The organism is Pseudomonas sp. BE134 (genome assembly GCF_031456105.1).
GTDB lineage: Bacteria > Pseudomonadota > Gammaproteobacteria > Pseudomonadales > Pseudomonadaceae > Aquipseudomonas.
Window position 1 is genome coordinate 132,385 of the sequence record NZ_JAVDUA010000005.1, and the last position, 24,712, is coordinate 157,096.

Consider the following 24,712-nt stretch of genomic DNA (forward strand, 5'->3'; position numbering starts at 1 on the left):
GGAAACGGGCGCTAATTTAGGTTGAGGCAATCAGATGGCTATGACAGTCCATTGCGATATCGTCAGCGCGGAAGGAGAAATCTTTTCCGGTCTGGTCGAGATGGTGATTGCGCACGGTGCACTCGGTGATCTTGGTATCGCACTGGGTCACGCGCCGTTGATCACTAATCTCAAGCCGGGCCCGATCCGCCTGGTCAAGCAGGGCGGGGAAGAGGAGGTGTATTACATCTCCGGCGGTTTCCTCGAGGTTCAGCCGAACATGGTCAAGGTTCTTGCCGACACCGTGCAACGCGCTGGCGACCTGGACGAAGCCTCCGCTCAGGAAGCCGTTAAGGCTGCCGAGAAGGCCTTGCATGAGCGGGGCGCGGAATTCGACTACGGTTCTGCTTCCGCACGTCTGGCCGAGGCTGCAGCTCAGCTGCGCACCGTCCAGCAGATCCGCAAGAAGTTTGGCCACTGATAGGCCATTACTTGTTGCGCGATTGATTAAAAAGGGTAGCCTCGGCTACCCTTTTTTCTATTCCGACTTTCATCACCTGGTCGCAGCCGCTGACCACCCAGGATTGGTAGCCAGTCATGTCTCTAGAAATCGTTATCCTCGCTGCCGGCCAAGGCACCCGCATGCGCTCGGCGTTGCCAAAAGTTCTGCACCCGATCGCCGGCAATTCAATGCTTGGCCATGTTATCCACAGCGCCCGACAACTTGATCCACAGCGCATCCATGTAGTGATTGGCCATGGCGCCGAAGCGGTACGTGAGCGCTTGGCGGCGGACGATCTGAATTTCGTTCTGCAGGACAAACAACTGGGTACCGGTCATGCGGTAGCACAGGCTGTGCCGTTCATTGAGTCCGATACCGTACTGATTCTTTACGGTGACGTGCCACTTATCGAAGTCGATACCCTGCAACGCCTGCTCAAGAAAGTGGCGCCGCAGCAACTGGGCTTGCTCACTGTTGAACTGGACGACCCGACCGGCTATGGCCGAATCGTCCGTGATACCAACGGCAAGGTCACCGCCATCGTTGAGCAAAAAGACGCCAACGAAGACGAGCGTGCGATCACTGAAGGCAACACCGGCATTCTTGCCCTGCCTTTCGCACAACTGGGTGGCTGGATGAGCCGTCTCTCCAACAACAATGCCCAAGGCGAGTACTACCTCACCGACGTGATCGCCATGGCGGTCAGCGATGGGTTGGTGGTGGCCACCGAGCAACCTCACGATGCCATGGAAGTGCAGGGCGCCAATGACCGCAAGCAACTTTCCGAACTCGAGCGTCACTATCAATTGCGCGCCGGCCGCCGTTTGATGGCTCAAGGCGTGACCCTGCGTGACCCGGCTCGTTTCGATGTGCGTGGTGAAGTCACTGTCGGCCGCGATGTGCTGATTGATATCAACGTGATCCTCGAAGGCAAAGTAGTCATCGAAGACGACGTGGTGATCGGCCCGAACTGTGTGATCAAGGACAGCACCTTGCGCAAAGGCGTGGTGATCAAGGCCAACAGCCATATCGAAGGCGCAATTCTGGGCGAGGGCAGCGATGCCGGTCCGTTCGCGCGTCTGCGTCCGGGCACCGTACTTGAGGCTCGCGCGCATGTGGGTAACTTCGTCGAACTGAAGAACGCACATTTGGGTGAAGGCGCGAAGGCCGGTCATCTGGCTTACCTTGGGGACGCCGAGATCGGTGCGCGCACCAACATTGGCGCAGGCACCATCACCTGCAACTACGACGGCGTCAACAAGTGGAAAACCGTGCTGGGTGAAGATGTGTTCATCGGTTCCAACAACTCGTTGGTGGCGCCTGTGGATATCTCTTCCGGTGCAACCACGGCGGCCGGTTCGACCATTACGCAGAATGTGGATAACGCACAGTTGGCGGTGGGCCGGGCACGGCAAAAGAATATCGACGGCTGGAAGCGGCCGGAAAAGGTCAAGAAGAGCTGAGTTATCCACAGCGCTTCAAAATCAAAAAATCGCAGTTTGCGGCAGGTGCTCAAAGCGACCCCACCGCAAGCTGCGATTTTTTAGTTATGCACAGGCCTTTTTATCGCAACGCGCTTGACGAAAATTCGCCAATAGGTTTTGATTGCTTCCGTTATCTTTCGAATCGAAACTTACCCAGCCATGTCGAAGCGCAATACACCCCAACGCCGACACAATATTCTCACCTTGCTCAACGAGCAGGGCGAAGTGAGTGTGGATGAGCTGGCAAAGCGCTTTGAAACTTCGGAAGTTACGATTCGCAAGGATTTGGCGGCGCTGGAAAGTAACGGCCTGCTGCTGCGTCGTTATGGCGGTGCGATCACCATGCCTCAGGAGCTGGTCGCTGACATCGGCCAGCCCGTCTCCAAATACAAACAAGCCATCGCCCGCGCCGCTGTCACACGTATTCGTGAGCATGCGCGAATCATCATCGACAGCGGCAGTACCACGGCTGCGATGATTCCTGAACTCGGTCAACAGCCAGGTTTGGTGGTGATGACCAATTCGCTTCACGTTGCCAATGCGTTGAGCGAGCTCGAACACGAGCCGGTGCTGTTGATGACCGGCGGTACTTGGGACCCGCATTCCGAGTCCTTTCAGGGACAGGTCGCCGAGCAGGTCCTGCGCTCTTACGATTTTGACCAGTTGTTTATCGGTGCCGATGGCATCGATCTGGTCCGCGGTACCACCACTTTCAACGAATTACTGGGATTGAGCCGGGTCATGGCAGAAGTCGCCCGCGAAGTCGTCGTGATGGTGGAGGCCGACAAGATCGGCCGCAAAATCCCCAACCTGGAACTGCCATGGAGCAGCGTCCATACCCTTATTACCGATGATCGCCTATCGCTTTCGGCGCGCGATCAGATTCAGGCTCGCGGAATCAATTTGATTTGCGCGGCTGTCAGTCAGGAGAAATAGCATGTGTGGAATTGTCGGCGCAGTCGCAGAACGTAGCATCACCGCCATCCTGCTCGAAGGCCTCAAACGCCTGGAATACCGTGGCTATGACAGCGCCGGTGTGGCGGTCTTCACCAACGATGAAAAACTCGAACGCATGCGTCGTCCGGGCAAGGTCAGCGAGCTGGAAAACGCGCTTGAAGCCGAGCCACTGGTGGGTCGCCTCGGCATCGCCCATACCCGCTGGGCGACACACGGCGCACCCTGCGAACGTAACGCCCACCCGCATTTCTCCGGCGACCTGGCCGTGGTGCACAACGGCATCATTGAAAACCACGAAGCCTTGCGCGAGCAGTTGAAAGCTTTGGGTTACGTGTTCACCTCGGACACCGACACTGAAGTCATTGCCCACCTGTTGAATCACAAACTCAAGGATTTGCCCGACCTGACCGCTGCCCTCAAGGCTACGGTCAAAGAGCTGCACGGTGCTTATGGCCTGGCGGTCATCAGCGCTCAGCAGCCGGACCGTCTGGTTGCCGCTCGTAGCGGCAGCCCGTTGGTGATTGGCCTGGGCCTGGGTGAAAACTTCCTCGCTTCCGACCAACTGGCCCTGCGCCAGGTTACTGACCGTTTCATGTACCTGGAAGAAGGCGATATCGCTGAGATTCGCCGCGACAGCGTGCATATCTGGGACGTTGACGGCAAAGCCGTCGAGCGCGAAACCGTGCAGTATCGCGACGGTGCCGAAGCGGCGGACAAGGGCGAGTTCCGTCACTTCATGCTCAAGGAAATCCACGAGCAACCGTCTGTTGTTCAACGCACCCTCGAAGGTCGTCTGAGCCCGAACGGCGTGCTGGTTCAAGCGTTCGGTCCACAGGCGGCCGAACTGTTCGCCAAAGTGCGCAACGTGCAGATCGTTGCCTGCGGCACCAGCTATCACGCCGGTATGGTTGCCCGTTACTGGCTGGAAGAACTGGCCGGCATCCCGTGCCAGGTCGAAGTCGCCAGCGAATTCCGCTACCGCAAAGTCGTGGTGCAGCCAGACACCCTGTTCGTGACCATTTCCCAGTCCGGTGAAACCGCCGACACCCTGGCCGCACTGCGCAACGCCAAGGAGCTTTCAAGAGAAGAAGGGGGCTACATCGCCAGCCTGGCGATCTGCAACGTCGGCATCAGTTCGTTGGTGCGCGAGTCCGACCTGACGCTGCTAACCCAGGCCGGTCGCGAAATCGGCGTGGCCTCGACCAAAGCCTTCACCACTCAACTGGTAGGCTTGCTGTTACTGACCCTGTCCCTGGGTCAGGTTCGCGGGACATTGGCCAAAGGCGTCGAAGCGACTCTGGTTGAAGAGTTGCGTCGTCTGCCAACCCGCTTGGGCGAAGCCCTGGCCATGGACAGCACCGTGGAGAAAATCGCCGAGTTGTTCGCCGAGAAGAACCACACCCTGTTCCTCGGCCGCGGCGCGCAATTCCCGGTAGCGATGGAAGGGGCCCTGAAACTCAAGGAAATCTCCTACATCCACGCTGAAGCCTACCCGGCTGGCGAGCTGAAACACGGCCCATTGGCGCTTGTGGATAATGACATGCCCGTGGTGACCGTGGCGCCGAACAACGAACTGCTGGAGAAGTTGAAATCCAACCTCCAGGAAGTTCGCGCCCGTGGCGGCCAATTGATCGTCTTTGCAGACGAGCAGGCCGGTATGACCAATGGTGAAGGCACGCACGTTGTGCACATGCCGCACATCCACGACATCCTTTCGCCTATCCTCTACACCATCCCGCTGCAGTTGCTGTCGTACTACGTTGCTGTGTTGAAAGGCACGGACGTTGACCAGCCGCGGAACCTGGCGAAGTCGGTGACGGTGGAATAAGTTATCCACAAGTGATCCCGGTTGCTTCCCTGTGTCGGGGAAGCAACCGCAATCGTTTTTGAAATTCACAATCTTGTCGTCAGGTTGGGACACTACTGCGCTGCACCCTGCACTGCGCCCAACAGCATGGGATTCCCCTCTCTTCCAGTAATGCTTCTGCCGTTCCCCTCTCATGGCACTTCGCCCACAGAATTGGTCGGGAATGCCCGAGCCTCTGATGTCTTAAGCTCTTGACGTTTAATTCCCTGCATGATAGCGGGTGCTATACTTCTTTCGAATTGCATGAAGTGTGCAATGTTCCCCACGGGTACAGATACCGACGGCAAATCTCGGTTAAAGGCTGCAGGACAGAGGAGGTCTACAGCAAACGCGAGATGGGAGGTGTGGCATGAATCGGCACTATTACATCAGTGACAATCTCGACGATCTCGAAGCCGTTGAAAATGAATTGGAGGCCTGCGGCATCAATTCCGAACAAATTCATGTGCTCAGTGAAAAAGTTGCTGATGTTGAACAACATCACCTCCACGAGATCAGCTCGTTAATGGAACAAGATGCTGTTCACTCTGGGGAGATTGGTGCGGTGGTCGGTTTGCCACTCGCAGCGCTGGTCCTGGGTGGCGCCTATTGGCTGGGCTGGACCGAATCCGCCGCAGGCTGGATGCCTTTTATCTTCCTTGCCATTGTTATTTTGGGCTTCTGCATCTGGGAAGGCGGTTTTTTTGGGTTCCAGGTGCCGAACACTCACTTTCGCAATTTCAAGCAGATGATAGAAGATGGAAAACATATCTTCTTCGTGGATGTTGAACCGAATCAGGAATCGCTATTGACCCGGGTCATCGAACATCATCCAACACTGAAGATCGCCGGCATGGGAGCGGCTGCCCCCCACTGGACAGTCGCCTGGCAGCACAAATGGCATCAGTTCAAGCGAGTGATATCGGGTTAGCCCCCGCAAACTCAAGGTCATCGGGAAGCTGCTTATTGGCTGAAGGAAATGACCCGGCTGAGGAAAACATAGTCCGCCTCGGAGGCCATTAGTCCTATGAGCACCAGCAAACATAAAGGTGGCACCAATATGGCGTAGACCATCGCCAGCCGCTCCCAGGCCATATGCATGAAGATGGAGACAATTAAACCTGCCTTCAACAACATGAAAGTAATAATCAGGGACCACCGAAGGTAACCATGGAACTGGAAATAGTCGACCAGGTACGAGAGCGTACTGAGGACGAATAACAGCCCCCAGATTTTAAGGTACAAACTGATTGGATGTTGCTGACCCTGACTATGACCCTGTGCCATCACCCGTGCTCCTCTACCATAAATAGAAGAAAGCAAAAATAAACACCCATACCAAATCCACGAAGTGCCAGTAAAGCCCGGCTATCTCTACGTTCTGATAGTTTCCGGAGCGCTCATAATCTCCCCGCGATACTTTCAGCGCGACAATGCTGAGGTAGAGGGCGCCGATTGACACATGCAGTCCGTGGAAACCGGTAATCATGAAAAAGCTGGCACCAAATTGTGCCGCCCCCATGGGGTTTCCCCAGGGACGCACTCCTTCGGCGATGAGCTTGCTCCATTCAAATGCCTGCATGCCGACGAAGGCCACACCCAAGGCAGCGGTCGCCAGCATCAGGGCAGTGGTTTTCGCGCGATCACGGCGATAGGCGTAGTTAACGGCCATGGCCATGGTGCCACTGCTACTGATCAGTACAAAGGTCATGATGGCGATCAGAATAAGCGGGATTTCTTTACCGCCGATCGTCAATGCGAACACTTCACTGGGGTTCGGCCAAGCCGTGGTGATGGTCATGCGTACCGACATGTAGCCAGTTAAAAAACAGCTGAATATAAAAGTATCGCTGAGCAGGAATATCCACATCATCGCCTTGCCCCAAGGGACCTGCTTGAAGGCCTCCCTATCCGAGGACCAGTCGCTGGCGATGCCCTGCCATCCCGGTGCAGGCGGTAGATTGGATGAACTGGTTTCGCTTGGGGCAAGTGGTTGCGATGCCATGGCTTTTCACCTCAGGCCGCAGAATCTGGCGATTGCTTCATAGGTTTGCGGCGTGCTGGCCAGCAGCGCGAATAGCACGAACCAAAGGCCCAGCAAGTAATGCCAATAGATGGCACAGAGCTCTACGCTGGCGCTGATTTGTGCCAGTGGTACATGACGCAGAAATTTAGCGACGATCCAGCCCCAGGCGATCAGCCCCCCCAGCAGGTGGAGCCCATGCAGGCCGGTCAACAGATAGAAGAAACTGTTGGCCGGATTGCTGGCGACAAAGTAGCCCCAGGCGACAAACTGCTGCCAGACCCAGAGTTGCCCCACCAGAAAGGCAATGGCAAACACGCCCCCCAATGCAAAACCAATGGCCGTTGCGCCCAGTCGCGCTTGTCGGGCGGCCATTCGCGACCATTGCAGTGCGATGCAGCCGAATACCAGAAAAGCCGAATTCAGCCATAACTGCCAGAGATTGGCTAACGGCGCCAAGGGCTCTGTCAGGGGCAGCCAGTCGGCCATTTGTGAGCGGGCAATAAAGGCGATCAGGAAGAGAAAGAATAACGAACTCACGACAACCAGAAACAAGCGCAGGCCCACTCTTGCGGTCTGGTTTCTTTCGGCACCCTCGCCGGCCTGAATACCCTCCGGATCGCGACTCCAGCTACCGCCGGGGTCCGCGCCGTCGGCGTTTCTCAATAGCAACCTGCTCATGTTTTAACGTCCGCTATCTTTCCGGCACTCAGTTGGCGCATATGCTCCAGTTCTTCGGCGGAGACCGTTTGCGGAACGAAATCCTGTTCTATTCCCGGCACGCTGTAGTCATAGGCCCAGCGATGCACGACCGGCAGCTTGGCTCCCCAGTTACCGTGTATCGGCGGAGTGTTCGGCGTTTGCCATTCCAGACTGGCCGCCCCCCAAGGATTACTGCCTGCGGGCTTGCCCTTGAATGCACTCCAGGCCAGGTTGAACAGGAACAGCAGCTGGGAAACGCCAACGGTCAATGCGATCACCGTAATGACGGCATTCAAATCTTGCGCTGACTGCGGGATGAACGCGTAGTTTTCATAGGCGTAGTAACGGCGTGGCATGCCCTGGAATCCCAGGTAGTGCATGGGGAAGAAGATGGCGTAGGTGCCCAGAAAGGTAATCCAGAAATGCAGCTTGCCCAGGGTGTCGTTCAACATGCGCCCGGTTATTTTCGGGTACCAATGATAAATGCCGCCGAACACCACCAGTACCGGTGCAACACCCATGACCATATGAAAATGGGCTACGACGAAATAGGTGTCCGACAGCGGAATATCCACGATCACATTGCCCAGAAACAACCCGGTCAGGCCGCCGACCAGGAAGGTGACGATAAAGGCCAGGGCAAACAGCATCGGCACGGTCAGGTGGATGTCGCCGCGCCAAAGAGTCAGCACCCAGTTGTAGACTTTCAGTGCGGTCGGCACCGCGATGATCAGGGTGGTGACGGCGAAGAAAAAGCCAAAGTAGGGGTTCATTCCGCTGACATACATATGGTGCGCCCAGACCACAAAGCTGAGTACGCCAATCGCGATAATGGCCCACACCATCATTCGGTAGCCGAAGATATTTTTACGCGCATGCGTGCTGATCAAGTCGGAGACCAGACCAAACGCCGGGAGGGCAACAATGTAGACCTCCGGGTGGCCGAAGAACCAGAACAGGTGCTGGAATAATATCGGGCTGCCACCCTGGTGATCGACCTGCTGCCCCAGCGAGATCATCGCCGGCATGAAGAAGCTGGTGCCCAACAGCTTGTCGAACAGCATCATGACCGCACTGACAAATAACGCCGGGAACGCCAACAAGGCCATAATCGAGGCCATGAAAATCCCCCATACGGAGAGCGGCATGCGAAACAATGTCATGCCGTGCGTACGCGCCTGCAACACCGTGGTGACGTAGTTCAACCCGCCCATGGTGGCAGCGACAATAAAAATCGCCAGTGAGACGAGCATCATGACGATGCCCCACTCGACCCCTGGTGTCCCCTGAGAAATGGACTGTGGCGGATAGAGCGTCCAGCCCGAACCGGTGGGGCCGCCCGGGACAAAGAAACTGGAGAGTAATACCACTACCGCTAGCAGGTAGAACCAGTAACTCAGCATGTTGACATAGGGGAAGACCATGTCGCGGGCGCCCACCATCAGCGGGATCAGATAGTTGCCGAAGCCACCCAGAAACAAGGCTGTCAGCAAGTAAATGACCATGATCATGCCGTGCATGGTCATTGCCTGATAGTAAGCACTGGCGTCCATGAACTCCAAAGTGCCGGGGAAGCCTATCTGTATGCGCATCAAGCCGGACAACACCAAGGCGATAACGCCCACGAATATAGCCGTCACGGAATATTGGATGGCTATGACCTTGTGGTCCTGACTCCAGATGTATTTGGTCAGGAAACTTTTGGGTTCGTGCAGTGCTTCTGTCTCAGCTTGCTCCGCATAGGCCATCACGTCATCCTCCTATCGAAGTTTCGGTGCATTCCTGGCTGCTTTACGGCTACTTCCCTGGCTCCGCCTTGCTCGCATCGGCGTCGGCATTCGCTATGGATTTGATAAAAGCGATCAGTGCGTTCAACTCCTGATCACTCGGAGCAAGGGGCGGCATGACGGCTGCATAGCCTTTGACGACTTTGGCGCCGGGATTAAGAACCGACTCCTTTATAAAACCGTCATCGACCTTGATACTCGTACCGTCGGCCAGGGTTTCTGTCTTGCCATACAGGCCCTGCCAGCCGGGGCCGATACCCTTGCTGCCATCGACACTGTGACAGGCCAGACAACCGAGCGACCCGGCCAGGCGCTGACCCTGCGTCGCCAGGTCGTCACCGGTGTCCGACGCGTCGCTGGGAGAGGGTTCATTGTCTTGCTGCGCTGCACCCAGCGATTTGATCAGGGCGACGAGAGCACCCAGTTCTTCGTCATTGAGAGTATAGGCCACCATGACCGGCGGGTAGCCCTGTACCAGTCGGGCCTTTGGATCGAGAATCGACTCTTTCAGATAGGCCTCATCGACCTGCACGCTGGTGCCATCGACAAGCTGTTCAGTGCGGCCGTACAAACCCTTCCATCCCGGGCCGAGACTGGAACTGCCATCCTGGCTATGGCAGGCACCGCAGCCGTATTTTTCGACCAACTGACGACCTTTTTCCAGCACGCTGTCCCGACTGGGTTTGGCGGCATTCGTTAATGTCTGAGCAAAAGTCGGCTGGCTGTTCAGCCATTGATCAAAGGCGCCCAGCTCTTCCACGATCATCTGGCCGCGCATGTTGTAATGACCTACACCACAAAATTCAGCGCAAAGGATTTCGTATTTCCCGACTTTGGTTGGCGTAAACCAAAAGTACGACACCATCCCCGGCACCATGTCCATCTTGCTGCGAATTTGCGGTACATAGAAATTGTGCAACACATCTTTAGAGCGCAGTAATACTTTGACTGGCTTATCGAGCGGCAGGCGAATTTCATTGTTTCTTATAAGCACATCGTCTTGCCCAACAGGATCCTTGGGGTCAAGGCCGAAAGGATTGGTTGAATCAACAAACTTGATATCCGACTTTCCCAGCTTCCCGTCCTGGCCAGGAAAACGAAAGGCCCACTGCCACTGCTGGGCGACCACTTCAAGTTCATAAGCATTTTTCGGCACCCGGATGAAGTCACTGTAAACAACCAGGCCTGGCGCCAACATCGCGGCAATACCGACCGAGGTCACGATAATCAACCATGTTTCCAGCTTTTTGTTTTCTGGCTGGTAAGCCGCCCTGGAGCCCTCCTTGTGACGATAACGCATCACGGCAACCGCCATGAATACCGTGATGGCGATGAAAAATATTCCGCTAATGATCAGGGTGATGAACAGGGTGGTGTCTATTGACCCCCAGTTGGACGCTGCCGGGGTCGCGTGCCAAGGCGCAAGTATATGAAACAGCACTGATGCAATAACGATTAGAATCAAGATAATTGCTATTGCCATTTCTCTTCATCCTATTCCTGTTGTTCACTGGTGATGCAAACGCATCGCCACTGACGTCCAAGCAGGGCAGACAAGTACCATCCATTGCGACGGTAAAATCAGCAAGAAGTATAGTGCATGGGCGGAACCAGCGCTTTTTCCGGGAAAACGGATGATCAATATTCCAATTGGAACATTAAGTTAATTGTTTAAAGCGATTCGCTACATATATCGATAGATATTCAGCCTCGCCTCATGAGACTACATGACATTTGCCGACACGGTTACAGCAGCGCGGTCCGATCGCCGGCTATACTCAATTCCGATGACGGATGGCAGAACCGGCCAAAAACGGCTGTCATTGAGAAGAGAACAGAGATACAGAGTCCAACAGTCCACAACGGAGGTTTCGTCATGAGTGCCCTGACGATCGAGGGGTGGTGCAAACCCAGCAGAGACAAAAAATCCACCCCCGTGGGTGAAATCCATTTTTACGTCGATGTCCCTCTCCGTCAGCGCCTGGAGCAAGCTGAAGAACACCTGCAAAAGTCGCACGATCGTGAAGTCATGGTCGATGTCGACATGGCTACATTGGATCTGAAAATACCCGAAGGATATGGCCCCTTGTCCGACTGTCAAATGCGCGTCTACTTGCACCATGAGCGCGGTCAGTACCATTTGGTCGGGCATAGAGCGAGCGATGGAAGCTTGATTTATACCAACGCGGTTTTGATTGATCAGCAGCTTTAGAAGCCACTACGTGATACTAAAAATCGCAGCCTACAACTGCGATTTTTTTTATCTGAGTAAAGGACATGCCCCATGGACCGATTTCAGGAAATGCAGGTCTTCGCTGCCGTTGCGCAGGAACAGGGGTTCTCGGCGGCAGCGAGGCGTTTGGGCCTGTCGGCGGCCAGTGTCACCCGTGCGGTGGCAGCGCTGGAGGAGCGTATTGGCACGCTATTGCTGACGCGCACCACTCGCAGCGTGCATTTGAGTGAGGCGGGGCAGCGATATCTGGAAGATTGTCGGAGGATTCTTGCCGAAGTGCAGGAAGCGGAGGATTCGGCGGCGGGCAGTCATGCCCAGCCTCGTGGGCAACTGACGATCACCGCGCCGGTTTTGTTCGGTGAGATGTTTGTCACGCCGTTGATGGTCGGTTATCTCACGCAATTCCCTGAAGTCAGCATCAATGCCTTATTGATCGACCGTGTTGTAAGCATGGTCGAAGAGGGTATTGATGTGGCGGTGCGTATCGCTGAGCTGCCTGACAGCAATCAACATGCGATTCACGTAGGCGAGGTGCGGTGGGTGATCTGCGCTTCCCCGGCGTTTTTGGCGGCCCGTGGCAGGCCACGGCACCCCAGTGAGCTCAGCGGTGCCCCGGTCGTTGCAACATCGGCCATTGGGCAGCACAGAACCTGGTCATTCCTTGACGCGCATGAGCTGCTGAATGTTCGCCCGGAACCGCGTCTGGTGGTCACCGCCAATCAGGGGGCCATCACGGCGGCATGCCTGGGTTTGGGATTCACCCGGGTCCTGTCTTATCAAGTGGCCAGTAAGGTGGCCGCCGGTGAGCTGGAGATCGTGCTGGCCGACTTCGAGTTGCCTCCGTTGCCCATTCATGTGATCTACCAGGGGGGCCGCAAGGCGCCCACGCGAGTCCGCAGTTTTGTCGACTTCACAGTGAAGGCATTAAGAGAGCATCCAGCCCTGCGCGGTTGATGGGTTATTTCGCTGGGTGAAATAATGGATTGCGTTTGCTGGGTATTCTGATGTTTTGGATGCGGGTGGAAGATAGCGTCCCTCGGTGCTGATCTTTCCTGAACGGCGCCACACCCAGCGGAGTCGACCATGCAAGCGATCAAACTCTACAACTTCCCTCGTTCCGGCCATGCTCACCGTGTGGAACTGATGTTGTCGTTGCTGCAACTGCCGACCGAGCTGATCCTGGTCGATTTGGCCAAGGGTGAGCACAAGCAACCGGGCTTTCTGGCGCTCAATGCGTTTGGTCAGGTTCCGGTGCTTGATGATCAAGGCGTGGTGTTGGCCGACTCCAACGCGATCCTGGTTTATCTGGCGCAGAAATATGGAAACGGTCGCTGGCTACCAACCGATCCGGTTGCAGCTGCAAAGGTTCAGCGGTGGTTGTCCGTTGCCGCCGGACCGATTGCCTTCGGCCCGGCCAGGGCGCGGCTGATCACGGTGTTTGGCGCGCCTTATAACGCGCAAGAGGTCATCGCTTATTCCCATACCGTGCTCAAAGTGATCGATCAGGAATTGGCCACAACGCCGTACTTGGCGGGCGCCGAGCCCACCATCGCCGATGTGGCCGCCTACAGCTACATCGCCCATGCGCCGGAAGGCAATGTCTCGTTGGACGACTACGCCAACATCCGCACCTGGCTGGCGCGTATTGAAGCCTTGCCTGGTTTCGTCGGCATGCCGCGCACCGTGGCCGGTTTGCAAAAAACAGCCTGATACTTTGGCCCGACCTGCTCGGGCTGTTCACTGTGCGCGATGGGCGCAGGGGAGAACCGTTATGGATCATTCACCTTGGCACGCCGGCGAGAAACAGCTGCAAGCCCATGTCGGCGTTGCCGAACGAATGGAGACGTTTGGTCGTAAGGTGATTCGCAATCAGATGCCGGATCAGCACCGTGCGTTCTATCAGCAACTGCCGTTCATGCTGTACGGCGCGGTAGATGCCGATGGCAACCCTTGGGCCAGCATTCTTGAAGGGCCTCCAGGCTTTGCTCATTCTCCCGACCCTTCGCGGCTGCAGTTCGACTGTTTGCCGAGTGCCGACGACCCCGCTCAACTGCGAAACGGGGACGCCATCGGACTACTCGGTATCGAGTTGCACACCCGGCGTCGCAACCGCCTCAATGGTCGAGTCGGCAGCATGACGGCCGGCGGATTCGGTATGACGGTGGAGCAATCCTTTGGCAATTGTCCGCAATACATTCAATTGCGCCAGTTTCACTCGGTACCGTTGGCGGACCCTGCGAACCGCGTCGCACAGCACTTGAATGAACTGGATGACGCGGCCAGGGCCATGATCATCGAGGCGGACACGTTCTTTGTCGCTAGCTACGTGGACGTCGAGGGCCAGCGTTCAGTGGATGTTTCTCATCGGGGTGGGCAGGCTGGTTTCGTACAGGTAGAGGGCAATCGCCTGACCATTCCGGACTTCGCCGGCAACCTGCATTTCAACACCCTGGGCAATCTGCTGATCAATCCTCGCGCTGGTTTGTTGTTTATCGATTTCAATTCAGGTGACCTGCTGCACCTCAGCGGTCGCACCGAGATCATCCTCGACGGCCCGCAAATCGACGCCTTTCAAGGCGCCGAGCGGCTGTGGACCTTCGAGGTCGAGCGCGTGGTGCGTCGCCCTGCGGCGCTGGCCTTGCGCTGGCGCTTTGACGGCGTGTCGCCTACCAGTTTGCTGACCGGCACTTGGGCGCAGGCCAATGCACGTCTACAAGCCAAGGCCTTGGGCGATCACTGGCGGTCGCTGCGGGTGACGCGCATCGAACAGGAAAGCCTACACATCCGTTCGATTTATCTGGAGCCCACCGATGGTGCCGGGTTGCCGGTATTTCAGGCTGGGCAGCATTTGCCCCTGCGACTCAACATTGCCGGTGACGTGCATATCCGCACGTACAGCCTGTCGAGCGCGCCTTCTGATGATTTTTTCCGTATCAGCGTGAAGCGTGACGGGTTGGTGTCATCACACCTGCATGAGCGGATTCATGTCGGTGATGTGCTGGAGGCTCGCGCGCCTCAAGGGCATTTCACCGTGGCACCCCACGAGCGGCGTCCGCTGGTTTTGCTAGCCGCTGGAGTGGGGATTACGCCGCTGCTGTCGATGGTGCGTGAGGTGGTTTATCAAGGCTTGCGTACGCGGAGCATCCGCCCGACCTGGTTCTTCCAGAGTTCGCGAACCTTGGCCGATCAACCGTTTCGCCCGGAACTGAACCGCTTGCTCGACGGGCTCGGCGACGCGGTGCGCGTTCTGCGTTTGCTCAGTCAGCCGGAGCCCGATGCAGTCGAAGGGGATGATTTCGACATGACCGGGCGGATCGACGCTGACTTGCTCAAGACCACGCTTGAGGTGGAAGACTACGATCAGCTGGATTTCGTTCTCTGCGGCCCAGGCAGTTTTACCCAGGCGATGTACGACAGCCTGCGCGATATGGACATTCGTGATTCGAGGATCCACGCCGAAACCTTTGGCCCGTCGACGTTGCGCCGGATACCCGACCCGGATGCCGTGGTCATCGAGCAACCACCGGCCGCCACGACGTCGGTGCCGGTGGTGTTCGAGCGCTCCGCCAAAGAGGCGCGCTGGAAGCCCGACAGCGGCAGTTTGCTGGAATTGGCCGAAAGCCGTGGTTTGCGCCCGGAATTCAGTTGCCGCGGTGGGTCTTGCGGGACGTGCAAGACCCGCCTGATCGGTGGGACGGTAACTTATCCACAAGTGCCGGCAGAAGTGCCAGGCGCTGGCGAGGTGCTGATTTGTTGTGCGGTACCGGCGCAGGGGTCGCAGGCGTTGGTGCTGGACCTGTAACCCCGGGGCAAGCCCGCTCCCACAAAAAATGCAGTCAGGCGTAGGACAGGGATTTTTCTTCCAGCAGCTCTTCGTACAACTCGGTCCACTTGCGGCCCATCTCGTCAGCTGTGAATAACTGCCGATAACGCGCCTCGGCCTTTACGCCCATTTGCGCCGCACGCGTCGGGTTTTCCCATAGCGTGCGCATTGCTTCACGGAAGGCCAGTGGATTACTTGGAGGGACTACCAGCCCGGTCTGGTTGTGAATGTTGATGTAGCTGGTGCCGGTGCCGATCTCGCTGGAGATCATCGGTTTGCCATACATCGCGCCTTCCAGCAGCGAAATACCGAATGCTTCGGAGCGCAGGTGCGACGGGAACACGATGGCGTAACTCAGCTGCAACAGCGCCACTTTATCTTCGTCCCCCAGGCGTCCGAGGAAGTGAATATTGCGTAAACCCAAGGCTGCCGCCTGGGCGTGAAGTTCCTTTTCCAGTGGGCCGGCACCGACAATCACGGTGGGGTAATCCAGATCCTTCAAGGCATCGAGCAGGATGTGCAGACCTTTGTAGTAACGCATCACCCCTACAAACAGAAAAAACTTATCCCCAAGCTTCTGCCGCCAGTGGGCCATGCGTTCGCTGCCGGGCTGTGGATAACCTGCCTTGTTCAAGCCATAAGGAATTACGCGGGTCTTGTCTTGAAACTGCTGCAGTACATCGCTGGTGTGCAGGTAGTTGGGCGATGCGGCGACGATTCGGTCGGCGCTGGCCAGAAAGCGGTTCATCAGCGGACGGTAGAGTTTGAGCAGGTGTTTCTGGCGAATGATGTCGGAGTGGTAGGTCACCACGCTCGGTTTATTCACACCGCTGGCGAAATGCACCAAGTCCATGAACGGCCATGGGAAGTGATAATTGACCACGTCGGCTTCTGCCGCCAATTCGCGAAACTGTTTGAAGACGCTCAAGGAAAACCCCGTGGAGGCGAACTGAATGTCGAGTCTGGCCCGATGAACTTCGTGATTGCCAAGTTGAACCACCGGCGGGGTCGGGTCGGCACTGAGTGTCAGCACCTGGCCTTCAACACCGTGTTGGGCGCCGCTTTCGCACAACTGGAAAATCACTTGTTCGATCCCGCCGACGGAATCAGGCAGGTACGTCTTGAAAAAATGAAGAACTCGCATTCAACCTCCCATAGCCTGGCGGTAGGCGCGGGCCGTAACCTGCGCGCAACGTTCCCAGGTAAAAAGCCTTGCTTGATGTAGTCCGGCTTCTCGGCATACCTGCCAATGCGCTTGATCGTCGATCAGACGGCTCATTGCATCGCGCAAGCCGTCGGGTTCGTCCTGTTCAACATAGTTGCCCGCAGCGCCTGCGACTTCGGGCATGGCCGAACGCCGAGTCAGAATGACCGGCGTACCGCTGGCCATGGCTTCCAGCACCGGCAGGCCAAAGCCTTCGTAGAGCGACGGAAAAATCAACGCACGAGCGCCGGCCAACAGCTGCGCCACGTGTTCGTCAGGCAGATAGCCCAGCAAACAGACGTGACCGCAGGCCAATGCTTGATGCATTTCTTCGCTGAACTGCTCGCGCTGCCAGCCGGCCATGCCGACGATCAGCAGAGGAAAACGCTGACGGACCGATTCAGGCAATCGGGCATGGGCGCGCAGGGCCAAGGTCAGGTTCTTGCGCGGCTCCAGGGTGCCGACGCAGAGGAAGTATTCTCGCGGCTCTACGGCATGGGCCTTGAGTACCGCGTCGATGGCCTCAGGAGACCTTGGGTGGAAACGCGCGGCTACGCCTAGTGGCGCGACGACGAACCGTTGCGCCGGGAGCCCGAAATGCGCCTGAGCTTCGTCAGCAATGTACTGCGAGTCGGTGAGAATCAGGCTCGCCTGTCGTACACCGTCGGCCAGCCGCCGTTCGATTTCTCGCAAGCGCGCGGGCGGTTGCGTTTCGGGGTATTGCAGGTGAGTCAGGTCATGCAGGGTGATCACCGTCGGACCGTCGAACGACAGCGGCCACAAGCTCGGTTCGTGGTAGAGGTCGATGGCGCGTGCGCGACCTTGATCGAAGCGTTTCTGCTCCAGCCAGCGCCGGGCCTGATAGGCTCCCGGAATTTGTCGCAGCAGCGGCGTCAGTCGGGAATAACCGGGCATGGCTGCTTCAGGCAGCACGGAGCTCCAACCCCAGCCATGAAACAGTGCCAGTTCAACGTCGGGCTCACTCGCAAGGGCGTTCGCCAGTTCGGCGACGTAGTGGCCGATGCCGGTGCGCGGTGCCTGGAGGATTCGGGCGTTAAGGGCAATTCGCATGCTGACTCTCAGACACCGACAGCGAACTGTCCAGGTTGCGCTCGATCCGTTGCACCAATTGCGCACTCGCTTCGCGCCAGCTCAGCCAACACCATTGATCGAGGCCGAGCGGCGCCGGAAATTTTCCAGAATGTTCGATCTCGATCACCAGGCTGGTCAGGCTCTGCGGGTCCTCCAGAACGAAATACGCCATGTAGTCGCCACCTATTTCCCGGAAGACCGGAATGTCGCTGCCCATTGCCGGTAAACCGCGCTGCATGGCTTCCACCAGCGGCAGCCCGAAGCCCTCGACGTAGGACGGGAACACCAGCGCCGTGGCGTGGGAATAGGCGTACTCAAGGCTCCTGTCCGAAAGCGTGTTGAACATGAACAAGCGGCGGTTCAACTCAGGATGCTGACGGATACGCTCGACTAACGCGTCACACTTCCAGCCAATCTTCCCGACAATGCATAACCTGGCCTTGGATCCGGCTGTCCAGGCGCGCTCGAAGGCGTCGAGCAGATACACATGGTTTTTGCGTGGTTCGATGGTGCTTACCATCAGGAACACTGGCTCATCTGCCTTGTACATGCGTAACAAGTCACGATCGACTTCAGAACGGGCATCGCTCAAGTCCAGTTCGGAACCGAGGTGGAAATAGTCGAACCAGCGCTGCTCGACCCGCTGCGTGCCGATCCGGCGCGTCATCTCCTGATGCACCTGATCGCGGATGGTGGTGGAGATCGCCACATATCCATCGGCGGTGCGGGCGATCCAGTCGAACCAGTCGTTGAACACCTTGACCAGTCCGGCATCGCAAAATTGCGGATGGGTCAGCGGGATCAGGTCGTAGATGACCGAAACGATGCCGACTCCGTCACGCTTGAGTTGCTCTGCCAAGGGGAAAAAGTTGGCGTGCCAGGACGAGTCAAGCAACACCAGTTGATCACCGGCCCGATGCTGCAACGGCACGCAGCGCTCGGGAATTTGCTTGCCCTTGAGGGCTCGGTCGAGCAGGCGCATCGGCAGTCTGAGGCAGGCAAATGCTGCAAGGCGGCAACCGACATACAGCACCCGCCGGGCGAAATGTGAATGACTGAAGGGGCGCCGCCGTTCCAACGCGCGGTGGCGCAACCAGAACGTGTTGGCCCACTGTTCCAGCTTCACGCGCAGGCTCATCAAATTGATTTTCGGTGTCTTCAACGGCGCCAGGCTGTTCACCTGATAGAGGCCGCCATTGATCATCACCACCGGGATGCACTCGCGCTTCGCATCGGCCGCCGGCAGTTGTTGGATGACGTTACGTACGACGCGTTGAATGCCCGAGTTAGCGTTTGGGTGTTCGAAGACGTAGGTGCATTCCACCAACAATCGGGTCATTGCCACACCTCCGGGGCAGCTGTGTGTACGATATTTTCACTGGAGCGGGTGATCGTGGTCTGCGCCTGCAACCACGAGCAGCCAACGAAGTCTTCCTGGCGATTGTTGATCACATGGAAGACCAGGCCGTAGTCGCGCCATTCGAAATTGCGATCCAGGTGCGAATCCAGGCGCGACAGGCTCAACGCGACCGAGTAATTGCCCTTGCCCAGACGCATGTCGAAGGCAAAACGGAAGGTGACACGCTCACCGGCACTCAGGTCGGTGACGGGTTTGTCCAGGCGATGGGTGTTGATACCGTAAATGGCCTGGCCCAGACGATCCTTGATCATGAAGCCCAGGATCAGTCGTTCGATGTCCTCTCGAACCTCGGTCTGGACTTCCAGCACCATCGGCTGACCAACTTCCGCTACTTCGACCGAGCGCCCCTGCGCGTCGAGCAGGCGCACGCTCAGAATCCCGGCCTCACCGGTGCCGGAAATGGTTTGTACCTGGCCGTTGGCGAGCATCTCCTGGCGCACCGTCTGGCCTTCGCGCTGAGCCAGCATGGCGTTGTAGTAGTCCATGACCTCTTCAGGTTTACCGTGCATGGCCATGCGCCCGTTCTCCAGGAGAATGGCGGTGTCGCAGATCGACTGAATCGCCGAGCGATCATGAGAGACGATCAGCAGGGTTGTGCCCGCTTTGCGGAAGCTGCGGATGCGGTCAAAGCTTTTGTGCTGGAAATAGGCGTCGCCCACTGACAACGCTTCGTCGACGATCAGAATGTCCGGGCGCCGCGCAGTGGCAACGCTGAATGCCAGGCGCATCTGCATACCGCTGGAGTAGGTGCGCACCGGGTGGTCGATGGAGTCGCCAATTTCCGCAAAGCTTTCGATTTCCGGCATCAACGCTTCGATCTCTTCAATCTGCATGCCCAGCAACTGGCCGGCCATAAAGACGTTCTGCCGTCCGGTAAAGTCCGGGTGGAATCCCATGCCCAGTTCCAGCAGCGCAGCAACCCGACCTTCCAGTTGAATCTGGCCACAGGTCGGCTGAGTCGTGCCGGTGATCATCTTCAACAGCGTGCTTTTGCCTGCGCCGTTGACGCCGACGATACCGACGGCATCACCGGGTTTGATCTCGAAATCGACACCTTGCAGGATCCAGTGCAGATGGTGATGGGTACCGGAAAACGGTATTAGCCACTCGACCAGGCGGCTCCAGCGATTCGGATACTGCTTGTAAGCCTTGCCCAGGCCACTGACACGTATATGTCCCATCAGAGCTCGTCCACCATTTCACCGACGCGCTGACGGAAAAGCCGCAGCGCCATGACGCAGAACAACAGTCCAATCACCATCAACGGGATCAGCGAGTTCCAGTCCGGCCATTGGTTGTAGAGGAATACGTTCTGGTAACTGTTCATCAGCGCCGTCATCGGATTGAGCCCAATCAGGTGCTGAATACCCTGCGGCAGGATCGAGACGGGATAAACGATCGGTGTGAGCCAGAACCAGAACTGCAGGCAAATGCCGAAAAGCTGCCCGACATCTCGAAAGAACACGTTGAGAATACCGAGGATCATCCCCAGCCCGGCGGCAAAAATTACCTGCAGGATCAGTAGCGGCACCAGCGCCAGCAAGGCCATGCCGGGCATCCGCCCGGAGATCAAAAGAAAGCCCAAAAACAGCCCCATGATGATCGCGAAACTGATCCCGGCATTCAGTAGGGCGATCACCGGCAGGCAGATGCGCGGGAAGCTGATTTTCTTCAGCAGGTTGGCGTTTTCCAGAAACATGCTCTGGCTGCGTGTGGTGATTTCCGCGAATAGGCCCCAGGTCAACAGGCCGGCGCACAGGTAAACGCTGTAGGCCAGGCCATCGTCCACACCCGGCAAGCGGGCGCGCATGATCTGGGAAAAAATCACCGTATACACGACGATCATCGACAGTGGGTTGAGTACGGTCCACAGGGCACCGAACAGCGAATTGCGATACCGCGCTTGAAACTCTCGCTTGACGCTGCCGAAGATGAATCCGCGGTAACTCAATAGCGAACGGTACAGAGAAAGCAGCATTCAAATCGTCCTGCCGTATTGGTCTTCGAAACGAACGATATCGTCCTCTCCCATGTATTCGCCGCTTTGCACTTCGATAATCACTAGGTCGATCACGCCCGGGTTTTCCAGGCGATGTTTGTGACCGGCGGCAATGAACGTCGATTCGTTCTTGGCCACCAGCTGGGTGCCGGTACCGTTGTTGGTCACCTTGGCCATGCCTTCGACAACCACCCAATGCTCGTTGCGATGGTGGTGCATTTGCAGCGACAACTTGCCCCCGGGTTTGACCACGATACGTTTTATTTTGAAGCGCGGGCCTTCTTCGAGCACGGTGTAGGTGCCCCAAGGTCGGCTGACTGTGCGGTGCAGGCGATAGGCTTCGTGCTCTTTGTCCTTGAGCTGCTTGGCCACCCGGCGGACATCCTGGGCGCGATCAGCATGGGCCACCAAAAGCGCGTCGGCGGTATCGATGATGATCAGGTTATCCACACCCACAGCCGCCACCAGACGGTCTTCGCTCTGGACAAAATTGTTGTGACTGTCGATGAACACCGCTTCGCCACTGGCGCGGTTGTTTTGTGCATCTGCCGGCACCAGCGCGGCCACCGCGCCCCACGAGCCGATGTCGCTCCAGTCGAAAGTGGCGGGCACCACAACCACCTTGTCGGAACGTTCCATCAGGGCGTAGTCGATGGAAATGTCAGTGATTTCGGCGAATAACGTCGGGGACAACTCCTGTTGCAGGCACTCGACGGTTTCCACCGGGTTACTGGCCGCCATGCAGGCTTTCGCCTGCTCGAGTAACTCTGGGGCGTGTATTTCCAACTCGGCCAGCACGGCAGCGATCGAGAAGCAGAACATCCCGGAATTCCACAGGAAGTTGCCACTTTCCAGGTATTGCGTCGCGGTTTGCAGGTCGGGTTTCTCGACGAAGCGCCGCACCTTGGCCGCTCCTTTATGGTCCAGCGCCGCGCCGGTTTCGATGTAGCCGAATCCGGTTTCCGGAGCGGTCGGCACCACGCCGAACGTCACTAGAAATCCATCTTTGGCCAGATTGACGGCGTGTTCCACAGCGGTCTTCAAGGCGTCTACGTTGACAATCAAATGGTCGGCCGGCATCACCACCATGATCGCTTCGTCGCCGTGCAGGGCTTTGAGCGACAGCGCAGCCGCCGCAATGGCCGGGGCCGTGTTGCGACCGGTCGGCTCAAGCAGAAAGTGCCCGCGATGGCGACCGAGGTGTGCTTCCTGATAGTGATCCTTGCTCTGGAAGAAGTAGTCGCGGTTGGTCACCGTGACGATATCACCCCAGCCATCGAGCAAACCCGCGGCACGGCGGTAGGTTTTGCCCAGCAGCGACTGACCATCGGGCAAGGTCATGAAGGGTTTGGGATGGCCTTCGCGGGACACCGGCCACAAACGAGTACCGGCACCGCCGGAGAGAATCACGGGAATCAGCATGGCCTACTCCTTGGCGACGCGTTTCATGTCCGCATCCATCATCATGCGGATCAAGGTATCCAGATCGGTCTTTGGCTTCCAGCCCAGTACGCGCTGGGCTTTTGCCGGGTTGCCCAGCAATATTTCCACTTCGGCCGGGCGGAAAAACGCCGGGTCGATTTTTACAAAATCGCGATAGTTCAGGTCGACGTGGTCGAAGGCGATCCGGCACATTTCGCGCACGGTGGTGGTTACGCCGGTGGCGACCACGAAGTCATCGGGCTTGTCTTGTTGCAGCATCAGCCACATGGCTTCGACGTAATCGCCGGCAAATCCCCAGTCGCGTTTCGCGTCGATGTTGCCCAGAAGAAGTTCCTGCTGTTTGCCCTGCTTGATGCGGGCGGCAGCGTCGGTCACTTTACGGGTCACGAACTCGATGCCGCGCAGTGGCGATTCGTGGTTGAACAGGATCCCGCTGCTGGCGTGCAGGTTGAAGCTTTCGCGGTAGTTCACGGTGATCCAGTGGCCATACAACTTGGCCACGCCGTACGGGCTGCGCGGGTAGAACGGGGTGTTTTCATCCTGCTGCTCGGCCTGGATCAGGCCAAACATTTCGCTGGTGGACGCTTGATAAAAACGCGTATGCGGACTGAATTGGCGAATGGCTTCGAGCAGATGAGTCACGCCCAGGCCGTCGACGATGCCGGTGGTAACCGGCTGGTCCCAGGAGGCGGCGACAAAGCTTTGCGCGGCCAGGTTATAAACCTCGTCCGGAGCCGACTTGATGACCGCGCGCTGCACCGAGCAGGCATCGGCCATGTCGCCGTCCAGGTAAACGATGTCGTGCTCGACGCCCATCTCGCGCAGACGCCAGCGCGAATCGCTGCTGCGCCGTGCCACCAGCCCGTGGACTTTATAACCCTTGTCGAGCAGTAATTTGGCCAGATAAGCGCCATCCTGGCCGGTGATCCCTGTGATCAGTGCACTTTTTGTCATTCGTGTCGTACTCGTGTCTCCCAGTCGGACAAGACCGCCCGCAGGGATTGTTTTATTGTGATTTCAGGCGCCCATCCTGTGGCCTGGACCAGTTTGGCAGAGCTACCACAAACGCGACGCTGATCTGCGCGGCGAAGGCGTGTCGGGTCTTGAATCAATTGCATGGCGACCTGGGCGAGGTCCCCCAGTTGTTCGATCAAACTGCGAATGCTCTGCTCGTGCCCCGAGCAGATGTTGTAGACCTGTCCCGGTACGCCCTTTTCCAGCAGTGCCAGGTAGGCCGAAATGACGTCGTTTACATCCAGGAAGTCGCGTGTGACGTCGATGTCCCCGATTTCCAGTTGCGGTGCTTGCAAGCCTTGTTTGATTCGGCTGATCTGCCGCGCAGCGCTGGCGATGACGAAGCTTTCACTCTGCCCGGTGCCAATGTGGTTGAACGGGCGGGCGACCATGACCGGCCAGCCTTCACTCAGCCCCCATTGCAGACTCAGGAATTCCGCCGACAATTTGCTCACGGCATAAGGATTGCGCGGGCAGGGTGGCTGCTGTTCGGTAATGGGCAGATCGGTTTCGGTGACCTGGCCGTACACGTCACCAGAGCTGACGTACAGAAATGTACCGGTGAAGCCACGGGCCTTCAGCGCTTGAAGCAGGTTCAAGGTGCCGAGCAGGTTAATGCCGAGCGTGCGCGCCGGATCGCGGAAGGCTTCAGGAACGAAGGTCTGGCCAGCCAGGTGAATGACCGCGTCGGGCATCTCCGGCCACAGGCCTTCGAGGCTGTCTGGTTCAGTGAGATCGTATCGGTAAGTGGCAGGCAGAAGCGCCCATTCCGAGGCATCAGCCTTCAGGCGGGATTGGAAGTGTTGCCCGACGAATCCACTGAGACCCGTCACGAACAGACGCTTTTTCAAACAGCAGCCCCTTGGTCATTCATTTCGTCCATTCCCTACAGGTTTTAAGGAGAGGTCTGACAGACCGGTTGGATTACCGGGTCGAAAGACTGGCGAAATATGTTTGTTGTAGTTGTTTGGTAGCCAATCTGTGCCATTTGTTCGGCAATTTCAACAGGTCCATCCGTGACCAGTCAGTTCTCATCAGAGTCACTCGATTTATTCTCGCCCGGCGGTTCACGATTCCTCAACGGATGTGTTTAGAATGCCCCTCGTCACGATAACCGGTGTTTGTTCGAAGTCTTCCGGGACTGCGCGAATCCGGCCATTAAAACAAGAACGTAGACGGGCAAGCAGACGATGGGCGAGGACTG

22 protein-coding genes are annotated in these 24,712 nt (G+C 57.4%); 9 read left to right on the forward strand and 13 right to left on the reverse strand.

What is annotated here, in order from left to right:
* Nucleotides 1-34 precede the first annotated feature (34 nt).
* The 5 genes from J2Y56_RS06580 (at nt 35) to J2Y56_RS06600 (ending at nt 5,699) form a co-directional block, all read left to right on the forward strand.
* On the forward strand, nt 35-460 hold the full coding sequence (locus J2Y56_RS06580; RefSeq protein WP_007948085.1) for a F0F1 ATP synthase subunit epsilon: 426 nt from the start codon (nt 35-37) through the stop codon (nt 458-460).
* A gap of 116 nt (nt 461-576) precedes the next feature.
* Entirely contained in the window at nt 577-1,944 is a 1,368-nt protein-coding gene (gene glmU / locus J2Y56_RS06585) for a bifunctional UDP-N-acetylglucosamine diphosphorylase/glucosamine-1-phosphate N-acetyltransferase GlmU (protein ID WP_007948084.1), read from the forward strand.
* 180 nt (nt 1,945-2,124) lie between these two features.
* Nucleotides 2,125-2,901 (forward strand): DeoR/GlpR family DNA-binding transcription regulator, encoded by a 777-nt coding sequence (locus J2Y56_RS06590; RefSeq protein ID WP_007948083.1) that lies wholly within the window; start codon nt 2,125-2,127, stop codon nt 2,899-2,901.
* A 1-nt stretch (nt 2,902) separates the two neighbouring features.
* Nucleotides 2,903-4,750 carry a glutamine--fructose-6-phosphate transaminase (isomerizing) gene (glmS, locus tag J2Y56_RS06595; protein ID WP_310349334.1) on the forward strand — a complete coding sequence of 616 codons (1,848 nt, stop codon included), beginning with the start codon at nt 2,903-2,905 and terminating at the stop codon, nt 4,748-4,750.
* 388 nt (nt 4,751-5,138) lie between these two features.
* Entirely contained in the window at nt 5,139-5,699 is a 561-nt protein-coding gene (locus J2Y56_RS06600) for a magnesium transporter (protein WP_310349337.1), read from the forward strand.
* Between the two features lie 32 nt (nt 5,700-5,731).
* Here J2Y56_RS06600 and J2Y56_RS06605 read toward each other — a convergent pair whose 3' ends face one another.
* Genes J2Y56_RS06605 through J2Y56_RS06625 form a run of 5 tightly spaced genes read right to left on the reverse strand, consistent with a single transcriptional unit; the run spans nt 5,732 to nt 10,763 of the window.
* Nucleotides 5,732-6,055, reverse strand: a complete 324-nt coding sequence (locus tag J2Y56_RS06605; RefSeq protein ID WP_310333326.1) for a cytochrome C oxidase subunit IV family protein — start codon at nt 6,053-6,055, stop codon at nt 5,732-5,734.
* Nucleotides 6,056-6,068: 13 nt separating this feature from the next.
* The gene (locus J2Y56_RS06610; protein WP_007948078.1) at nt 6,069-6,773 is read right to left on the reverse strand and encodes a heme-copper oxidase subunit III family protein; all 705 of its coding nucleotides are present in this window, start codon (nt 6,771-6,773) and stop codon (nt 6,069-6,071) included.
* 6 nt (nt 6,774-6,779) lie between these two features.
* Complete coding sequence (locus J2Y56_RS06615; RefSeq protein WP_150779572.1) at nt 6,780-7,472, reverse strand: cytochrome c oxidase subunit 3; 693 nt, start codon at nt 7,470-7,472, stop codon at nt 6,780-6,782.
* Nucleotides 7,469-9,241, reverse strand: a complete 1,773-nt coding sequence (gene ctaD / locus J2Y56_RS06620) for a cytochrome c oxidase subunit I (protein WP_310349420.1) — start codon at nt 9,239-9,241, stop codon at nt 7,469-7,471. Before ctaD ends, J2Y56_RS06615 begins: the two co-directional genes overlap by 4 nt.
* A 49-nt stretch (nt 9,242-9,290) precedes the next feature.
* Complete coding sequence (locus J2Y56_RS06625) at nt 9,291-10,763, reverse strand: c-type cytochrome (protein WP_310349342.1); 1,473 nt, start codon at nt 10,761-10,763, stop codon at nt 9,291-9,293.
* A 393-nt stretch (nt 10,764-11,156) separates the two neighbouring features.
* On the opposite strand from J2Y56_RS06625, the gene J2Y56_RS06630 reads away from it, so the two are divergent.
* From J2Y56_RS06630 to J2Y56_RS06645, 4 genes are all read left to right on the forward strand, one after another.
* On the forward strand, nt 11,157-11,492 hold the full coding sequence (locus J2Y56_RS06630) for a hypothetical protein (RefSeq protein WP_007948074.1): 336 nt from the start codon (nt 11,157-11,159) through the stop codon (nt 11,490-11,492).
* A 72-nt stretch (nt 11,493-11,564) separates the two neighbouring features.
* On the forward strand, nt 11,565-12,467 hold the full coding sequence (locus J2Y56_RS06635; protein WP_310333327.1) for a LysR family transcriptional regulator: 903 nt from the start codon (nt 11,565-11,567) through the stop codon (nt 12,465-12,467).
* Nucleotides 12,468-12,596: 129 nt separating this feature from the next.
* Nucleotides 12,597-13,223, forward strand: a complete 627-nt coding sequence (locus J2Y56_RS06640) for a glutathione S-transferase family protein (RefSeq protein WP_007948072.1) — start codon at nt 12,597-12,599, stop codon at nt 13,221-13,223.
* Between the two features lie 61 nt (nt 13,224-13,284).
* Nucleotides 13,285-15,315 (forward strand): pyridoxamine 5'-phosphate oxidase family protein, encoded by a 2,031-nt coding sequence (locus J2Y56_RS06645; RefSeq protein ID WP_310349345.1) that lies wholly within the window; start codon nt 13,285-13,287, stop codon nt 15,313-15,315.
* A gap of 34 nt (nt 15,316-15,349) precedes the next feature.
* Here J2Y56_RS06645 and J2Y56_RS06650 read toward each other — a convergent pair whose 3' ends face one another.
* The 8 genes from J2Y56_RS06650 to J2Y56_RS06685 are packed head-to-tail and all read right to left on the reverse strand — an operon-like array spanning nt 15,350 to nt 24,359.
* Complete coding sequence (locus tag J2Y56_RS06650) at nt 15,350-16,480, reverse strand: glycosyltransferase family 4 protein (RefSeq protein ID WP_310349348.1); 1,131 nt, start codon at nt 16,478-16,480, stop codon at nt 15,350-15,352.
* On the reverse strand, nt 16,481-17,611 hold the full coding sequence (locus tag J2Y56_RS06655) for a glycosyltransferase family 1 protein (protein ID WP_150779580.1): 1,131 nt from the start codon (nt 17,609-17,611) through the stop codon (nt 16,481-16,483).
* Nucleotides 17,595-18,971: a glycosyltransferase family 1 protein gene (locus tag J2Y56_RS06660; RefSeq protein WP_310349351.1), complete on the reverse strand. Its 1,377-nt coding sequence runs from the start codon at nt 18,969-18,971 to the stop codon at nt 17,595-17,597. Before J2Y56_RS06660 ends, J2Y56_RS06655 begins: the two co-directional genes overlap by 17 nt.
* A complete protein-coding gene (locus tag J2Y56_RS06665; protein ID WP_310349354.1) occupies nt 18,968-20,233 on the reverse strand; it encodes an ABC transporter ATP-binding protein in 1,266 nt (421 codons plus the stop codon). The genes J2Y56_RS06660 and J2Y56_RS06665 overlap by 4 nt, the downstream gene beginning before the upstream one ends.
* Nucleotides 20,233-21,030 carry an ABC transporter permease gene (locus J2Y56_RS06670; RefSeq protein WP_310349358.1) on the reverse strand — a complete coding sequence of 266 codons (798 nt, stop codon included), beginning with the start codon at nt 21,028-21,030 and terminating at the stop codon, nt 20,233-20,235. Before J2Y56_RS06670 ends, J2Y56_RS06665 begins: the two co-directional genes overlap by 1 nt.
* Nucleotides 21,031-22,473, reverse strand: coding sequence for a mannose-1-phosphate guanylyltransferase/mannose-6-phosphate isomerase (locus J2Y56_RS06675; RefSeq protein ID WP_310349359.1), 1,443 nt, complete (start codon nt 22,471-22,473; stop codon nt 21,031-21,033).
* Nucleotides 22,474-22,476: 3 nt separating this feature from the next.
* On the reverse strand, nt 22,477-23,448 hold the full coding sequence (gene gmd / locus J2Y56_RS06680) for a GDP-mannose 4,6-dehydratase (protein WP_310349362.1): 972 nt from the start codon (nt 23,446-23,448) through the stop codon (nt 22,477-22,479).
* Complete coding sequence (locus J2Y56_RS06685) at nt 23,445-24,359, reverse strand: GDP-mannose 4,6-dehydratase (protein WP_310349365.1); 915 nt, start codon at nt 24,357-24,359, stop codon at nt 23,445-23,447. The genes gmd and J2Y56_RS06685 overlap by 4 nt, the downstream gene beginning before the upstream one ends.
* Nucleotides 24,360-24,712: the final 353 nt, after the last annotated feature.

Bases quoted from the DNA above. Each gene is read 5' to 3' on its own strand.
- J2Y56_RS06590 (WP_007948083.1), top strand. From the start codon at position 2,125: ATGTCGAAGCGCAATACACCCCAACGCCGACACAATATTCTCACCTTG.
- J2Y56_RS06665 (WP_310349354.1), bottom strand. From the start codon at position 20,233: ATGGGACATATACGTGTCAGTGGCCTGGGCAAGGCTTACAAGCAGTAT.
- J2Y56_RS06630 (WP_007948074.1), top strand. From the start codon at position 11,157: ATGAGTGCCCTGACGATCGAGGGGTGGTGCAAACCCAGCAGAGACAAA.
- J2Y56_RS06605 (WP_310333326.1), bottom strand. From the start codon at position 6,055: ATGGCACAGGGTCATAGTCAGGGTCAGCAACATCCAATCAGTTTGTAC.
- J2Y56_RS06625 (WP_310349342.1), bottom strand. From the start codon at position 10,763: ATGGCAATAGCAATTATCTTGATTCTAATCGTTATTGCATCAGTGCTG.
- J2Y56_RS06650 (WP_310349348.1), bottom strand. From the start codon at position 16,480: ATGCGAGTTCTTCATTTTTTCAAGACGTACCTGCCTGATTCCGTCGGC.
- glmS (WP_310349334.1), top strand. From the start codon at position 2,903: ATGTGTGGAATTGTCGGCGCAGTCGCAGAACGTAGCATCACCGCCATC.
- J2Y56_RS06600 (WP_310349337.1), top strand. From the start codon at position 5,139: ATGAATCGGCACTATTACATCAGTGACAATCTCGACGATCTCGAAGCC.
- ctaD (WP_310349420.1), bottom strand. From the start codon at position 9,241: ATGGCCTATGCGGAGCAAGCTGAGACAGAAGCACTGCACGAACCCAAA.
- J2Y56_RS06580 (WP_007948085.1), top strand. From the start codon at position 35: ATGGCTATGACAGTCCATTGCGATATCGTCAGCGCGGAAGGAGAAATC.
- gmd (WP_310349362.1), bottom strand. From the start codon at position 23,448: ATGACAAAAAGTGCACTGATCACAGGGATCACCGGCCAGGATGGCGCT.
- J2Y56_RS06610 (WP_007948078.1), bottom strand. From the start codon at position 6,773: ATGGCATCGCAACCACTTGCCCCAAGCGAAACCAGTTCATCCAATCTA.
- J2Y56_RS06655 (WP_150779580.1), bottom strand. From the start codon at position 17,611: ATGCGAATTGCCCTTAACGCCCGAATCCTCCAGGCACCGCGCACCGGC.
- J2Y56_RS06615 (WP_150779572.1), bottom strand. From the start codon at position 7,472: ATGAGCAGGTTGCTATTGAGAAACGCCGACGGCGCGGACCCCGGCGGT.
- J2Y56_RS06640 (WP_007948072.1), top strand. From the start codon at position 12,597: ATGCAAGCGATCAAACTCTACAACTTCCCTCGTTCCGGCCATGCTCAC.
- J2Y56_RS06660 (WP_310349351.1), bottom strand. From the start codon at position 18,971: ATGACCCGATTGTTGGTGGAATGCACCTACGTCTTCGAACACCCAAAC.
- J2Y56_RS06645 (WP_310349345.1), top strand. From the start codon at position 13,285: ATGGATCATTCACCTTGGCACGCCGGCGAGAAACAGCTGCAAGCCCAT.
- J2Y56_RS06635 (WP_310333327.1), top strand. From the start codon at position 11,565: ATGGACCGATTTCAGGAAATGCAGGTCTTCGCTGCCGTTGCGCAGGAA.
- glmU (WP_007948084.1), top strand. From the start codon at position 577: ATGTCTCTAGAAATCGTTATCCTCGCTGCCGGCCAAGGCACCCGCATG.
- J2Y56_RS06670 (WP_310349358.1), bottom strand. From the start codon at position 21,030: ATGCTGCTTTCTCTGTACCGTTCGCTATTGAGTTACCGCGGATTCATC.
- J2Y56_RS06675 (WP_310349359.1), bottom strand. From the start codon at position 22,473: ATGCTGATTCCCGTGATTCTCTCCGGCGGTGCCGGTACTCGTTTGTGG.